The sequence below is a fragment of the Leptotrichia buccalis C-1013-b genome (assembly GCF_000023905.1).
Lineage (GTDB): Bacteria > Fusobacteriota > Fusobacteriia > Fusobacteriales > Leptotrichiaceae > Leptotrichia > Leptotrichia buccalis.
This window is the reverse complement of sequence record NC_013192.1, coordinates 1768477-1783675: the sequence shown is the minus strand read 5'-3', so window position 1 is coordinate 1783675 and position 15199 is coordinate 1768477. Positions and strand designations below refer to the sequence as shown.

General features: G+C 30.0%; 18 protein-coding genes. 14 read left to right on the top strand and 4 right to left on the bottom strand.

The features are described 5' to 3' along the window. Positions 1-46: 46 nt before the first annotated feature. Complete coding sequence (locus LEBU_RS08350; protein ID WP_015769903.1) at positions 47-448, bottom strand: TM2 domain-containing protein; 402 nt, start codon at positions 446-448, stop codon at positions 47-49. A gap of 166 nt (positions 449-614) precedes the next feature. Then, complete coding sequence (locus tag LEBU_RS08345; protein ID WP_015769902.1) at positions 615-1211, bottom strand: CAP domain-containing protein; 597 nt, start codon at positions 1209-1211, stop codon at positions 615-617. A 260-nt stretch (positions 1212-1471) separates the two neighbouring features. Between LEBU_RS08345 and pepT the strand changes: the two genes are divergently transcribed. From pepT to LEBU_RS08275, 14 genes are all read left to right on the top strand, one after another. Beyond that, complete coding sequence (gene pepT / locus LEBU_RS08340; protein WP_015769901.1) at positions 1472-2713, top strand: peptidase T; 1242 nt, start codon at positions 1472-1474, stop codon at positions 2711-2713. After that, positions 2697-3425: a hypothetical protein gene (locus LEBU_RS08335; RefSeq protein WP_015769900.1), complete on the top strand. Its 729-nt coding sequence runs from the start codon at positions 2697-2699 to the stop codon at positions 3423-3425. Before pepT ends, LEBU_RS08335 begins: the two co-directional genes overlap by 17 nt. Positions 3426-3447: 22 nt before the next feature. Next, complete coding sequence (gene fabG, locus LEBU_RS08330) at positions 3448-4197, top strand: 3-oxoacyl-ACP reductase FabG (RefSeq protein ID WP_015769899.1); 750 nt, start codon at positions 3448-3450, stop codon at positions 4195-4197. 217 nt (positions 4198-4414) lie between these two features. After that, a complete protein-coding gene (guaB, locus tag LEBU_RS08325) occupies positions 4415-5890 on the top strand; it encodes an IMP dehydrogenase (RefSeq protein WP_015769898.1) in 1476 nt (491 codons plus the stop codon). Positions 5891-5917: 27 nt separating this feature from the next. Beyond that, complete coding sequence (locus LEBU_RS08320) at positions 5918-6505, top strand: hypothetical protein (RefSeq protein ID WP_015769897.1); 588 nt, start codon at positions 5918-5920, stop codon at positions 6503-6505. 218 nt (positions 6506-6723) lie between these two features. Then, a complete protein-coding gene (gene rpsB / locus LEBU_RS08315) occupies positions 6724-7509 on the top strand; it encodes a 30S ribosomal protein S2 (RefSeq protein WP_015769896.1) in 786 nt (261 codons plus the stop codon). Positions 7510-7656: 147 nt separating this feature from the next. Then, the gene (locus LEBU_RS08310) at positions 7657-8556 is read left to right on the top strand and encodes a tetratricopeptide repeat protein (protein WP_015769895.1); all 900 of its coding nucleotides are present in this window, start codon (positions 7657-7659) and stop codon (positions 8554-8556) included. Positions 8557-8573: 17 nt separating this feature from the next. After that, a complete protein-coding gene (locus LEBU_RS08305; protein ID WP_015769894.1) occupies positions 8574-9269 on the top strand; it encodes a tetratricopeptide repeat protein in 696 nt (231 codons plus the stop codon). Between the two features lie 60 nt (positions 9270-9329). Beyond that, a complete protein-coding gene (locus LEBU_RS08300) occupies positions 9330-10226 on the top strand; it encodes a tetratricopeptide repeat protein (RefSeq protein ID WP_015769893.1) in 897 nt (298 codons plus the stop codon). Positions 10227-10255: 29 nt separating this feature from the next. Then, a complete protein-coding gene (tsf, locus tag LEBU_RS08295; RefSeq protein WP_015769892.1) occupies positions 10256-11140 on the top strand; it encodes a translation elongation factor Ts in 885 nt (294 codons plus the stop codon). Between the two features lie 97 nt (positions 11141-11237). Further along, positions 11238-11969, top strand: coding sequence for a UMP kinase (gene pyrH / locus LEBU_RS08290; protein ID WP_041760638.1), 732 nt, complete (start codon positions 11238-11240; stop codon positions 11967-11969). 56 nt (positions 11970-12025) lie between these two features. Beyond that, positions 12026-12583 (top strand): ribosome recycling factor, encoded by a 558-nt coding sequence (frr, locus tag LEBU_RS08285; protein WP_015769890.1) that lies wholly within the window; start codon positions 12026-12028, stop codon positions 12581-12583. Between the two features lie 160 nt (positions 12584-12743). Then, complete coding sequence (locus tag LEBU_RS08280) at positions 12744-13040, top strand: hypothetical protein (protein ID WP_015769889.1); 297 nt, start codon at positions 12744-12746, stop codon at positions 13038-13040. Next, positions 13024-13296 (top strand): type II toxin-antitoxin system RelE family toxin, encoded by a 273-nt coding sequence (locus LEBU_RS08275; RefSeq protein WP_015769888.1) that lies wholly within the window; start codon positions 13024-13026, stop codon positions 13294-13296. Before LEBU_RS08280 ends, LEBU_RS08275 begins: the two co-directional genes overlap by 17 nt. A gap of 132 nt (positions 13297-13428) precedes the next feature. On the opposite strand, the gene LEBU_RS08270 is transcribed toward LEBU_RS08275, so the two are convergent. Both LEBU_RS08270 and fni read right to left on the bottom strand, forming a co-directional pair. Then, the gene (locus LEBU_RS08270; protein ID WP_015769887.1) at positions 13429-14106 is read right to left on the bottom strand and encodes an HAD family hydrolase; all 678 of its coding nucleotides are present in this window, start codon (positions 14104-14106) and stop codon (positions 13429-13431) included. A gap of 73 nt (positions 14107-14179) precedes the next feature. Beyond that, the gene (gene fni / locus LEBU_RS08265; protein ID WP_015769886.1) at positions 14180-15187 is read right to left on the bottom strand and encodes a type 2 isopentenyl-diphosphate Delta-isomerase; all 1008 of its coding nucleotides are present in this window, start codon (positions 15185-15187) and stop codon (positions 14180-14182) included. Between the last annotated feature and the right edge of the window lie 12 nt (positions 15188-15199).

Here is a 15199-nt window from a genome sequence, read left to right as displayed (position 1 = left end):
TATATAGAATTAGTCTATTATGAAAATATCCTAAATCTTAAAAAATCTACATGTTATCAAATTGATTAAATTGACCAACAGATATAGAGTCTAAAACTAATTTTTGGTTAAATTCTCTAGTTTTGTTCATAACTAAAAACCAGTCAATAATAGTCCAGATACCACATCCACCACAAGTCAATAATTTTACTACACCTAATCCAATTTCTTTTAGAAGAAATCTGTCAACTCCCCAGCCACCAAGAAAAAGTGACAAAAGTAGCATTATCATAGGGTCTTTTAATTGGATTCCTTGAATTGCGTTGAATTGATTTTGTGAAAGCTTAGATAATCTTGCCCCAAGCTCATTTACTGAACCTTCTGGAAAAAAATTGGCATTTGCCATAATGTATTGCTGTACAAAATCAGGATTAACCGTATTTGATTGTGAATTAGTAACATCATTCATGATAAATTCCTCCTTTAATAAATTCCCCACTAATTATACAATAAAATTTTAGTGAATGCAATGAAAATTTTAATTTTGTTGAAGTAAAGGATTTGAAATGGGTATTACCTTATAAAAACTTTTGAAAAATCTGTTAATTTTAATTTTGTGTTTTAAAAAATATTATTTATCTGCCCCAATTAGAACTTCCGAAAATCTGTACCCAATAGGTTCCATACATGCTGTTTGTTACATAAGTGAATCCAACTCCCATTTCTGTATAATTTGGATTTAAGATAGCAGCTCTATGTCCATTACTGTTCATCCAAGCATTCATTACTTCTTCAGGACTTTTTCGTCCAGCAGCAATATTTTCTCCTACATAAGGATGCATATATCCAACATTTTTTATCACAGTATGATAGCTGCTGCCATCAGGTCTTGTATGACTAAATTTTTGTACAATTTCATTAGCTCTAATAGCTGCTGCCTCTGATAGTCTATTAGATATGGAAAGGGGGGCAAGTCCTCTTTTTCTTCTTTCTATATTGACAAGCCTTACAACTTCTATTTGGAAACTATTATTTATACGAGTATCTGTATTTGATACAGCATTGTTAGTATTCGTTCTGTTTCTATTATTATATCGTTGCTCATTAGAATTTACCCAATTTTTTAAACCTTTTAGAAATCTGTCTCTATGTTTTGCCCATCCTGCATTTATATTAATTGAAATCAAAGTTAAAGTTCCAATTATTAAAATTTTATTTTTTATTTTATGCATTATTCTTTTCCTTTCTTCTAAAGTTATTAATATTTTTATTTATTATAACATGAAATTATAAGAAATAAAACTTTTATTCTGGCTTTTTAACAAATATTAGCAAAGAATCTCTGACTTTTATAAGTGGAAAAAAATTATAAGGTAAATTTTATTACTTTTTACCTTATTCATAAAGAAATTCGTTATTAATATTGAAAAAAACTGTAAAAAATTGTAAAATAAATTATAAACACAAAATTTTAAGAAAGTGAGAAAAATAAATGGATTTAAATAAATATGAAACACTTAAAGAGAGATTTTTAAAATATGTAAAAATTGAAACTAGATCGGATGAGAAAAATGAGAGCATTCCATCGACGCTAACACAGCTTGAGTTTGCAAAAATGATTGTAAAAGAGTTGGAAGAAATAGGAATGGAAGATGTGTATGTGAATGAAAATTGCTTTGTTAATGCAACTTTGAAGAGCAATATTGATAAAGATGTAAAAATTATTGGATTTATCGCACATATGGATACTGCCGATTTTAATGCGGTTAATGTTAATCCTCAAATTTTGGAAAATTATGACGGGAAAGATATCGTTTTGAATAAGGAGCAGAATATTATGCTTTCTGTAGAGGAATTTCCTAATTTAAAGAATTATGTAGGAAAAACTGTGATTACTACGGATGGGACTACGCTTCTAGGGGCTGATGATAAGGCTGGAGTTGTGGAAATTATTGAGGCTATGAAATATTTGATTAATCATCCAGAAATTAAGCATGGAACTGTAAAAGTGGCATTTGGGCCTGATGAGGAAATTGGGCGTGGAGCAGATAACTTTAATGTTGAAGAATTTGGAGCAGATTTTGCCTATACAATGGATGGGGGACCTGTCGGAGAGCTTGAATATGAGAGTTTTAATGCGGCTGGAGCTGTATTTAAAATAAAAGGGAAAAGTGTTCACCCAGGAACTGCAAAAGGAAAAATGATAAATGCAAGTTTAATAGCGACAGAAATTATAAATAGTTTCCCAGCTGATGAAGTGCCTGAAAAGACAGAAGGCTACGAAGGATTTTATTTTCTTGAAAAAATAAATGCAAATTGTGAAGACGCTAAGTTGTCATACATTTTGAGAGATCACGACAGACAGAAGTTTGAAGAAAAAAAGAAATTTGCTGAAAATGTGGCAAATAAAATCAATGAAAAATACAAGAAAGAATTAGTAACAGTTGAAATAAAAGATCAATATTACAATATGGGTGAAATAATAAAAAATCATATGGAAGTCGTTGAAATAGCGAAAAAAGCGATGGAAAATCTTGAAATAAAACCAATAATTAAACCAATACGTGGTGGAACAGACGGCTCAAAAATTTCATTTATGGGACTTCCCACACCAAATATTTTCGCAGGCGGAGAAAATTTTCATGGAAAATATGAATTTGTGGCATTGGAAAGCATGATTTTGGCAACTGATGTAATTGTGGAAATTGTGAGACTGAATGCTGAAGAAAAATAAATTAACATTGAAATATGCTATTGGATATGCAATTTTAATAATTTTAAATATTTTTTATTTCATTTTAGCAATTACAAAACCGTCTATTCTTAATGGATTTTTATTTATATTGCTGTTTACAGCATTATATGTGCTGTTTTATTTTGAAACGACTAATTTGCTACTTAATAGATTAGAGCCGAAAAAATATATTTCAAGGGCAAAAAAAATTTTTAAAATATTGTCAGGAAAAAATGAAAAAAGCGTAATTTTGATAAATTTATCAATAGCATATCTTTTATTAAACGAAAAACAAAAGTTTTTAGAATGTATTAATGCCATAAAAATAACTCAGAACACACCTAAAAAAATCAAATATTTCTACTATTATAATTTAGCGGCATATAAATATTTTATAAATGAAAAAAATGAAGCAAAAAAAATATTTGATGAAAATATTCGAAAAAAAACGGAAAAAACATTATTAGAAATTATGTTGGACTATGAAGATAAGCCACAAGAAAAAATAGCTGAATTGAAAAAATTAAAATCAAAGGACAAATTGACAGAAATACAAGTCAAATTTGTTTTAGCAAAAACGTATGAAAAAGTACAAGATTTTGAAAAAGCAAAAAAATTTTACGAAGAAGTGGCTGAAAAAGGGAATAAACTTTATATTGTGAAAGTTGCACAGAAGAAAATTTTGGAATTAAATTTAAAAATAAAAAATTAAATTTGAAAGGATGCTGATTGAAATGTTTGATTTAGCTGGAGAAGTTGCTCTTGTCACGGGCGGAGCAAAGGGTATTGGAAAAGGGATTGCGAAGGCATTAAAACAGGCTAGAGCAAAAGTTTTGATAGGAGATGTTGATAGAAACAAGGGAAAAGAAGTTGCTCGCGAGCTGGAAGGAGAATTTTATTATCTGGATGTTACGGATAAGGATAGAGTTGAATACGTTGTTCAGAGTATTCGTGAAAAATATGGGAAATTAAGTATTCTTTGTTCAAATGCGGGAATTTTTCCACAAACACGTATCGAAAATATGACAGAGAAAGATTGGGACAAAGTTCAAAATATAAATCTAAAGGGAACTTTTTTTGTAGTACAAGCGGCTCTTAAATACATGAAAAAGCAGAGTTATGGACGAATAATACTGACTTCTTCAATTACAGGTCCAATTACAGGTTTTTCAGGATGGGCGCATTATGGTGCGAGTAAGGCTGGACAGTTGGGATTTATGAGAAGTGTGGCACTGGAATATGCAAAATATGGAGTTACAGTTAATGCCATTCAGCCAGGAAATATTTTGACAGAAGGATTAATAGGCGCAGGGGAAAATTATATGAATCGGATGAAGGAAATAATCCCTGTTCATACGTTAGGAAAACCAGAAGACATTGGATATGCAGCAGTTTTTCTGGCAAGCAGAGAAGCAGGATTCATCACTGGACAGACAATAGTTGTGGATGGTGGACAAGTATTACCAGAAACTCCAGATTTATAAATTTGAATATGCTATATATGTAGTTTAAATTTGAAAAATTATAAAAAAACTTTTGAAAAAGTATTGAAATTATAGATTATTTTATGATAAAATAATATAATTTAAAAATAAAGCAGAAGGCAATACAGAAGAGTCTATTTTTTAAATTTTTTAAAAATTTTCTCTTATTGAATTTAAAAATTTAGAACCTAAAAATAAAACAAGGAGGATATTTAAAATGAGCCAAAAAGATAAAATTGTAATTTCTGAAGGATTAACTTTTGATGATGTATTATTAATTCCGCAAGCGTCGAGTGTAGTACCGCATGAAGTATCGCTAAAAACTAATTTAACTAAAAAATTAGTGTTAAACATACCGATATTAAGTGCTGCAATGGATACTGTTACAGAATCAAAACTTGCAATTGCACTTGCAAGAGAAGGTGGAATTGGATTTATTCACAAAAATATGACTATTGAAAGACAAGCTGAAGAAGTATCGAAGGTAAAAAGATATGAGAGCGGTATGATTACAAATCCGATTACATTGAAGGAAGACGCTATTTTAAAAGATGCAAATGACTTAATGAAAACTTATAAAGTTTCGGGACTTCCTGTGGTTGATGATGAAGGAAATTTAAAGGGAATAATTACTAACCGTGATTTAAAATACAGGGAAGATTTATCATCAAAAGTTGTAGATATTATGACAAAGGACAACTTGGTGACAGCACCAGTTGGAACTACTTTAGAAGGTGCAAAATCTATTCTTTTGGAAAATAGAATTGAAAAATTGCCAATTGTTGAAGGTACTAAATTAAAAGGTTTAATTACAATTAAAGATATTGACAATGTTATAAATTATCCGAATGCTGCAAAAGATGAGCAAGGTAGACTTAGAGTTGGAGCAGGAGTTGGAGTCGGAACTGATACAGTGAGAAGAGTTGCAGCTTTAGTAGAGGCTGGGGTTGATATTATTGCTGTTGATTCGGCTCATGGACATTCAATTGGAGTTATTAATAAAATAAAGGAAATTAGGGCAGCTTTCCCTGATTTAGACATTATTGGAGGAAATATCGTAACTCCAGAAGCAGCAACAGACTTGATAGAAGCAGGAGTAAATGCTGTAAAAGTTGGAGTCGGACCTGGTTCAATCTGTACGACGAGGGTTGTATCAGGAGTTGGAGTTCCACAAATTTCAGCTGTAATGAATATTGCCGAAGTTTGTAAAGATAAAGGAATTGGACTTATTGCCGATGGTGGAATAAAACTGTCTGGAGATGTTGTAAAAGCTATCGCGGCTGGAGCAGACTGTGTTATGCTTGGAGGAATGCTTGCGGGAACTGACGAAGCACCGGGAGAAGAAATTCTTTATAATGGAAGAAAATTTAAAACTTATGCGGGAATGGGTTCGCTTGCGGCAATGAAAAGAGGAAGCAGCGACAGATATTTTCAGCTTGAAGCAGCAACTGAAAAATTAGTTCCAGAAGGAATTGAATCGATGGTTCCACATAAAGGTGCATTAAAAGACACAGTTTATCAAATTTGCGGTGGACTTCGTTCTGGAATGGGATACTGCGGAACGCCAACAATTAAAGAATTAAAAGAAAATGGGAAATTTGTAAAAATAACAGGAGCTGGATTAAAAGAAAGCCATCCGCATGATGTTATAATTACAAAAGAAGCACCAAATTATAACAATTCAAACAATTAAAATAATTGAATTATCGAGAGGATGAGAATGAAAAAAGTAAAAAAAATAGCACTTTTGTCTATATTGGTATTTGGGATAAATGTTTTATTACATTCCTATGAAGATTATTATCAAAAAGTTTATACTGTAAAAATTTCTAAAAATGATATTTTTAAGATTGTAAATGCCGATAAAAATCAACAAAAAAAGTTATCAAAAATATTTGATAATTATCAAAAAAAAGCCGAAGGAATTGAAAAAGAATTAATACAATTTGAACAAAAAAAAGCTAAAGTTGGTAAAATTGAAGAGGAAAGATACAGAGCTATTGCAAAAGTTTTATCGAATGAACAGCTAAGTGCTTATAATTCGTATATAAATTCACAAAAAGAATTATTTGAGAGCAAAAATGAAAAAGTTAAAAATTTTATTGACAATATGAACTTAACAAATGAACAAAAATCAAAAGTTTTAAAATATGAACGTGATTTTAAACGTTCTGTTGATAAAATTAAAAATCAGAAATTGTCGGAAGCTAATTTTATCGCTAAGTATAATGAGTTAAAAGAAGAGAGAAACGAAAAAATGCGTTCGGCTTTAACTGAGGACCAGTTAAAAATTATAGAAAATTTTTAAAGTATTGACAAAAGTTATAAAAAAATGTTAAAATACAACGATTAATCACACTTTGTATTATTTGAAGATAGGGTGTTGCAATTTTTTTATAGTTTATTTTTGAAAATTTTTTTATTTACCAAAATTAAAAAAATTGATTAAAATAAAAAGTGAAAATTACAATCTGTCTTTTAAAGAAAAGTGGGAGAAAAACCAAAAAATTTAGGAGGAAAAACGTAATGGCAGTAATTACAATGAAACAATTATTAGAAGTAGGAGCACATTTTGGACATCAGGCAAAAAGATGGAACCCTAAAATGAAACCTTATATTTTTACAGAAAGAAACGGAATCCACATTTTGGATTTACACCAAACTTTAGGAGCAACTGAAACAGCTTACGAATTTGTAAGACAAATTTCTGAAGAAGGTGGAAAAGTATTATTCGTAGGAACTAAAAAACAAGCTCAAGAAGCTATTAAAGAAGAAGCAGAAAGAGCTGGAGGATTTTATGTAAACAACAGATGGTTAGGTGGACTTTTGACTAACTTGAACACAATTAAAACAAGAGTAAAAAGATTAAAAGACTTAGAAGAAATGGATGCTGACGGAACTTTAGACGAAGCATACACTAAAAAAGAAGCTGGATTATTAAGAAAAGAAATGGCAAAACTTTCTAAAAACCTTGGTGGAATTAAAGAAATGAATACTTTACCAGCTGCATTATTCGTAGTTGATATCAAAAAAGAATTCTTAGCATTAGAAGAAGCTAAAAAATTAGGAATTCCTGTAATCGCATTAATCGATACAAACGTAGATCCTGACTTAGTAACTTATAAAATTCCAGCAAACGATGACGCTATAAGATCAGTAAAATTATTTGCACAAGTTATCGCAAATGCAGCAATCGAAGGAAACGGTGGAATTGAAAACGTTGTTGAAGGAGCAGAAGTAGAAGTTCCTGCAAACGAAGAAATTGTTGAGGAAGTAGTAGAAGAGGTTATCGAAGAAACTACAGAAGCATAATCTAAAATATAATCCAAAAAATCAAATAAAAACAATAGGGGAATAAAGCCATTCCCCTGTTCTTGTAAAAATAGTAATTAAAAAGCAAAAGAATAAACTCATATTTCTTATTGGTCAAAAAATAAAAAAAGGAAAGGATGAGAAATTATGAAAAAAGTTTTAATTGGTTTATTTTTAGTGACAAGTTTAAGTGTCTTGGGTGTGAATAAAGGAAAAGTCCCAATGCAGCGTGATATAGATTATGTACGGTATCATTATGAATTGGATTCTAAGTATGAAAATTTATTCTCAAAAGAAAAGAAAGAATTTAAGGATAAATGGGAAAATAATAATAATAATAATAAAAAGAATTTAATTGCTCTATTAAAAAAATATATTGAAAAATATCCAGATGATGCTTATGCTTACGAAGTTCTAGGTACAGCGTATATGTCGGATAATTTTAAGGAAGCGGAAACAAATTTTTTAAAGGCTATAAAGCTGGGGGATGATGACACAGCGAAGTATTCTTTAGCTCTTTTGTATGCTGATAAAGGCGAAAAGGATAACGATAAGGAAAAAACAAAACTTGCTGAGAAATATTTCAAAGAACTAGAGAATGAAGGAATTAATTCCCACTATAATCTTGAAAATCTTAGAAATGTTAAAAATGGTGCGTTAATAGGGTATGCTGAACCAATATTTGGATTAGCGGCTTATTATGATAATTATGAAAATTATAAAATATCAGAAAAATATGCTACGGAATTTTTGGAATTTGATAAGGAAAATTTAGATAATTTAATGTTTTTAAGCAACGCATACATTGCTCAAAAAAAATATGCAGAATCAGAAAAATTATTTTTGCCACTTGCTCAAAAAGGGATGATGCAGGCACAATATCTTTTAGCGCTTGGATATTATCACGCTGGAAATCTTAAGGAAGCAGAAAAATGGGCTAAAAAGACGCTGGAAAAACCTGAAAGAAAACAGCCAGATGATATTGAAGCAGCGAAAGAATTGCTGAATCGAATAAATTCAAAATTAAAAGTATTAAATAAAAAATAAAGGGAATGGTGAAGATTATGAAAAAAGTTTTAATTGGATTATTTTTGGTAGCAAGTTTAAGTGTTCTAGGTGCAAAGAGCCAGAAAAAAACTGCGAACACTTCAAATTATACGGCAAATGTAAATAACCAGTATTTTGCAGTAGACGGAAGTCTTATGAATATGTATTCAAAAGAAAAGACTGAATTTAAAAATAAATATATGGCTTTATCTGAAAAGAGTGATAAGAAAAATCTAATTGCATTACTAAAAGAATATGTCAAAAAATATCCAAATGATGCTTACGCTTATGAAGAGATAGGAACTGATTATGCTATATTAGGTAATCAAAAAGAGGCAGAGAAGTATTATTTAAAAGCAATTGAATTAGGAGATAATGACACAGGAGCGTATTCACTGGTTTTATTATACAGTGATGAAGATTCTCTAAAATCATTAAATTTAACTGCTAAAGAGAAAACTGAAAAAAAGAGCATAGTAGACAAATATGTAAAGCAACTATCAGATGTTGGTTTTACGCACGAGAAACTTAAAGAACTTAGAGAGCACAAACAAATGGCATTAATTGGTAATGCTTATTCAATATACCGATTAGCAGTCCGTTATTATGGTGCTAAAAATTATAAGATGGCAGAAAAATATGCGAAGGACTTTTTAGAATTTGATAACGAAAATCCAGAAATTTTAAATATGCTAAAAAATGTTTCAAAATAATTTTTGTGAATAATAAGTTAATCATTAAGCAAAACTAAAATAAAAGGAATGATGAAAACTATGAAAAAATTTTTAGTTGGACTATTTTTAGTAGCAAGTTTAAGTGTTCTAGGCGCAAATGTAAATACCGAAAGTAAATTAAGCACTGATAGGGAAGATAAGTTTTTAATGCTGGATGAAGTTAGTTATGTACCAGATTATGAAAAATTTATGAATACTTATGCAAAAGAAAAAGATGATTTTAGAAAAAATTTTCGAGCTATGCAAGAAAAAAATGATAATAAAGGTTTAATTACACTAATGAAAAAATACATTGAAAAATATCCAGATGACGCTTATGCATACGAAGTTATGGGATCATTATACGTTTTAGAGAATAATACAAAGGAAGCTGACAAATATTTTTCAAAAGCTATTGAATTAGGTGATGATGATACTGGTAAATATTCTTTTGTTCTTTTATATGCAAATGAAAAAAAAGGAGCCAAAAGGAAACAGGCTGATAAATATTTTGAAGAATTATCAAAAGGAAGTTATTCAGAAAGAGGGCTTAAGGAACTTAGAATAAGTAAAACCGAAGCATTGACTGGTAATGCTTATGCGATATTTAGACTAGCAGCTTTTTATTATGATTCTGGACATCCTAGACAAGCTGAAAAATATGCAAAAGAATTTTTAGAATTTGATAAAGAAGATTACTTTGCTATACAAATGCTATCTGGAACGTATTTGGAACAAAAAAAATATGCGGAAGCAGAGAAATTTCTTTTACCACTTGCGAAAAAAGGAAATACACAAGCACAATGGTTTTTAGCAATGGGATATTTTGAAACTAAGAAGTTTAAAGAAGCAGAAAGCTGGGCAAAAAAGGCATTGGATGGAGCTAAAAGAGAGGGTTCTTTCAGTAAACATATAGAACAGTTATTAATGATGTTAGATGGAGAATTAAATAAATAAAAAAATTAAAAATATAGGAGGGAAATAAAGTGGCAATTACAACAGCACTTATTAAAGAATTAAGAGAAAGAACAGGAGCAGGAATGCTTGACTGTAAAAAAGCTTTACAGGAAAATGACGGGGACATTGAAAAAGCGATTGACTGGTTAAGAGAAAAAGGGATTGCTAAGGCAGCTAAAAAATCTGGAAGAGTTGCAGCAGAAGGATTGGTATTTGCAGCAATATCTGAAGATAGAAAAAAAGGTGCTATCTTGGAATTTAACTCTGAAACTGACTTCGTTGCTAAAAATGATGAATTCAAATCTTTTGGAGAAAAATTGGTAGCATTGACTTTAAACCACGATTTGACAAGCGAAGATGAATTAAAAGCATTTGAACTTGAAGGAAAAACTGTTGAAACTCACTTAACAGAATTAATCGCTAAAATTGGTGAAAATATGAATGTAAGAAGACTAAAAGTTGTTTCAACTGACGGATTCATCGAGACTTATATTCATTTAGGCGGGAAAATTGGTGTATTATTAAATGTTAACGGAGAAGCTACTCCTGAAAATATCGAAAAAGCAAAAGGTGTTGCAATGCACATCGCGGCAATGGATCCAAAATACTTAGACAAATCACAAGTTACAGCTGATGATTTGGAAAGAGAAAAAGAAATTGCAAGACATCAATTGGAATCAGAAGGAAAACCAGCTAATATAATTGAAAAAATATTAGAAGGAAAAATGAGAAAATTCTACGAAGAAAACTGCTTAGTGCAACAAAAATATGTTAGAGATGACAGTTTAACTATCGAAAAATTTATTGCCCCAAGTACAATAAATTCATTTGACAGATTTAAAGTTGGAGAAGGAATCGAAAGAGAAGAAGTAGATTTTGCTGCTGAAGTAGCTGCACAAATTTCTGGGAATTAGTTATAAGGGGAATTATCCCCTTATTTTTTCGCAAATTTTTAAATAATGAATTTTAGATAATGTATGTTTAAAAGATTTTGTTTAATTTATAAAAATTATGGAGGCTCCTATAATGCTTAAATATAAAAGAATATTATTAAAACTAAGTGGAGAGGCACTTGCTGGAAATAAGGAATTTGGTTTTTCAAATGAAGTGCTGGAAAGTTTTGCAAAACAGATAAAGGATGTACATGAAAAAGGTGTAGAAATAGCCATTGTTATCGGTGGTGGAAATATTTTTCGTGGGATAAGCGGAATGGAAAAAGGTTTTGACAGAGTAACTGGAGATACTATGGGAATGCTTGCAACAATCATGAATGGGCTTGCATTGCAAAATTCAATTGAAAATCTGGGAGTACCTACACGTGTTATGACAGCGCTTCAAATGCCGCAAGTTGCTGAGCTTTATATTAGACGTAAAGCGATAAGACACTTGGAAAAAGGAAGAGTTGTAATTTTTGCAGGTGGGACAAGTAATCCATATTTTACAACTGATTCTTCAGGAGCATTGAGAGCTGTGGAAATTCAGGCGGATGTGCTTGCAAAAGGGACAAAAGTTGATGGAATTTACGATAAGGATCCGATGAAATTTGATGATGCTGTAAGATATGACACAGTAACTTTTGATGAAGCTATTTCAAAAAATCTGGGAGTAATGGATACGGCGGCACTTTCACTATGCAGGGAAAATGAAATGCCAATTGTGGTATTCAATGCTTTGGAAGAAGGAAATATACTGAAAATGGCTCAAGGCGATAATATAGGAACAACTGTAAAAAAAAATAATTGAAAAAGTTTGAAATTTGTTATAAAATATTTTAATAAAAAAATAAAAAGGTGGTAAGAATGTTAGACGCAATTTTAAAAGAAGTTGAAGAAAAAATGCAAAAATCTGTAGAAAATACAAAAACAAAATTTTCTCATGTAAGAGCTGGTCGTGCGAGCGTTTCTATGCTTGATGGAGTAACTGTAGAAGCCTATGGTTCACCAACTCCGCTTAACCAAGTTGGAACAGTTTCAGCTCCAGAAGCTAGATTATTAGTAATTGATCCTTGGGACAAATCATTAATTCCAGCAATTGAAAAAACTATTTTACAGGCAAACTTAGGATTTAATCCGTCAAATGATGGAAAAATTATCAGACTTGTAGTACCAGAACTTACAGAAGACCGTAGAAAAGAATATGTAAAAATGGTAAAAAAAGAAGCTGAAGAAGGAAAAGTTGCAATTAGAAACGTAAGAAAAGAAGTAAACAACAAATTAAGAAAACTTGAAAAAAATAGCGAAATTACAGAAGATGAATTGAAATCAAGTGAAGAAAAAGTACAAAAATCAACAGATAAATTTATCGCACAAGTTGATGAGGCTTTGAATAAGAAAGAAAAAGAATTGTTGACAGTTTAATTTTTAGAAAAAATTTATAAAAGAAATAAAAGCTCTGTCGGTTTATTAAAACTAAAAAATTTATTTTGTTAAAGAAAAAATATTGTTTTTTCATTGTGTATATGATACACTATACACAACAAATAAAAAGTAAAAAATATTATTTTTTAGGGGTATTATTATGAGTAATGGAGTATTAAATAAAAGTAACAATTTAAGAAAAAACATCTCAATAAATTCAGACGACTTTTATATTCTAAGCAGTTTTGCTAAAAAAGTTGGCATTAGTTTTTCAGAATTAGTTAGAAAAGCAGCATTGAAATATGTTGAGGAACAGGAAAAATTGGATTTATCTGATTTTTTACGTGCTAATTATCCTTTTGCTTCAGATGAAGAGGAAACTGAGCTTGCTGAAATTTTGAAAACTCTTGATTTGGAAGAAAAAGGAGAGGAGTTAAGCCTTGCAGACATCTTATAAAGTTCTTTATACCTCAGAGGTTAAAAAATTCATAAAAAAGAATAAAGTTATAGGCTTAAAATTTTTTGAAGCTTTTACAGAGCTATCTAAAAATTCTAATTTAAGAGCTTCGTCTTTTGATATTGTGGTTATGCAAGGATACAAAAACGTATACAGACTTAGAATAGGGCAATATAGAGCTATTTTTACAGTAGCAAAGGAAATTAAAATTTTAAAAGTTATGAAAATAGACAGCAGAGGAGATGTTTACAGATAAAAAAGGACTTCAAGTCCTTTTTTTGGTGAATAATAAATTATAATTTTATACTAAACCCCATTTAAATAACGAACTTATTATAAACTTTTTTAGTAATGGATAAAAAAAATAAATTCGTTATTTAAACAATGACTATTTCCAAAACAGTTTGTCAAATAAAGTCTTTCTAGGTGGCATTCCATCAAGTTTAACTCCATTCTTAATCCAGTATGTTTTTTTGGAAATATCATAAAGTGGCTTGTCTGCCAAGCTATCAGAATAAAATTCTGTAATCTCGTACTCAAAATCATTTTGTTTTGCCCATTCGTTCAATTTCTTTACTTTTTCATCGCCTTTATTATTTTCTCCATCAATTTTAGCAATGAAAGTTTCCTTGTTATCGTTTACAAAATTTGTTCCAAAAACTTTATCATAGCCAAGTGACAATAAAAATTTTTCTATTAGAAATAGTGGGCTCGCAGAAGACACGATAACCATTTCGCATTCTTTCTTGTTTTTTTTCAGTTCGTCCTTTGTCCACGAATAAATTTTATTCTTTTTAGTTTCCCAAAAATCTGCAACTAATTTTTCAATTTCTTCTTTTGAATGAGTTTCCAAAAATTCAAAGTATCTTTCCTTTAAAGTAGTCAAATTTATTATTTTCAGTAAATAAAAAAGCAAATCCTTTGAATATTTTATTAAAAATAAAATAGATTTTAACGGATATTTTTTTAAATAAAATGTGGAAAAATTAATACCAGTTTCTCCACCGTAAATTGTCCTGTCAAAGTCATAAACTATAATATTTTTTTTTGCAATACTTTTTTCCATTAATTAACTCTCTTTCCTTAATTATATTTATTTAAGAACTTAAATATTTTAAATAAGATATTAAATAGATTCGTTAAATTTTTTGCATAGAAAATTCTAATGTTTTTCCGTACAAAACATATTTTACATTTCGTAATTCTTGAATGTTTTTTGCATTCAAGGCACACATTATCATTTTGCATTCATTTTTCCAGCTTTCCACAATTTTGATTACTTTTTCAACATCATATTTTACAACCAATTCTAAAATCGTTCTGGAAATTCCAACGGCTTTTGCACCCAAGACTAAGCATTTTATCATATCAAGCGGATTTTTTACACCGCCACTTGCGATAATTTCCACTTTGTCAGTATAATTTTTTAAGTTTAAAAGGCAGGAAACAGTTGTTTGTCCCCAGTTATTTAGATAATCAAGGCTATTTTCACGTCGCATATTTTCAATAAAGGCAAAACTTGTACCACCACGTCCGCTTATATCAAAAGTTTTTATTCCCAGTTTAATTCCCTGTTTTATGGTATCTTCGGTCATACCAAATCCAACTTCTTTTAAAATAATTGGAATATTTATATTTTCGACAAATTCTTTTAAATTATTTTCCCATTCGTTAAAGTTTCGGCTGCCTTCTGGCATAATTAATTCCTGCATTAGATTTACGTGAACTTGTAAAAATAATGGATTTAGAGCCTTTATAGCGGCAATTCCAGCTGTATAATTTTTATCAATTCCAATATTTGTAGCAAGCTGTAAATCTGGATTTTCCTTTTTTACAATCTTAAATGAATCATCATTAGAATTTTTTAGAGCGGCACTATATGAGCCTGTTACAAACAGCAAATTACATTCATTTGCAACTTTTGCCAATTTTTGATTAATCTTTTTCGCATTTTCACTTCCGCCTGTAATTGCATTAATAAAAAATGGAAATTCAAAATCATGGCTTGCAAAATGAGTTGATAAATCAATTTCATCCAGATTATATTTTGGAATGGAACTGTGAATAAGTTCAACATCGTCAAAGCTATTATATTCACTTTCGTGTTCCAATGCATACTTGATATGATCATCTTTTCTATTTTTCATATTTCTCCTATT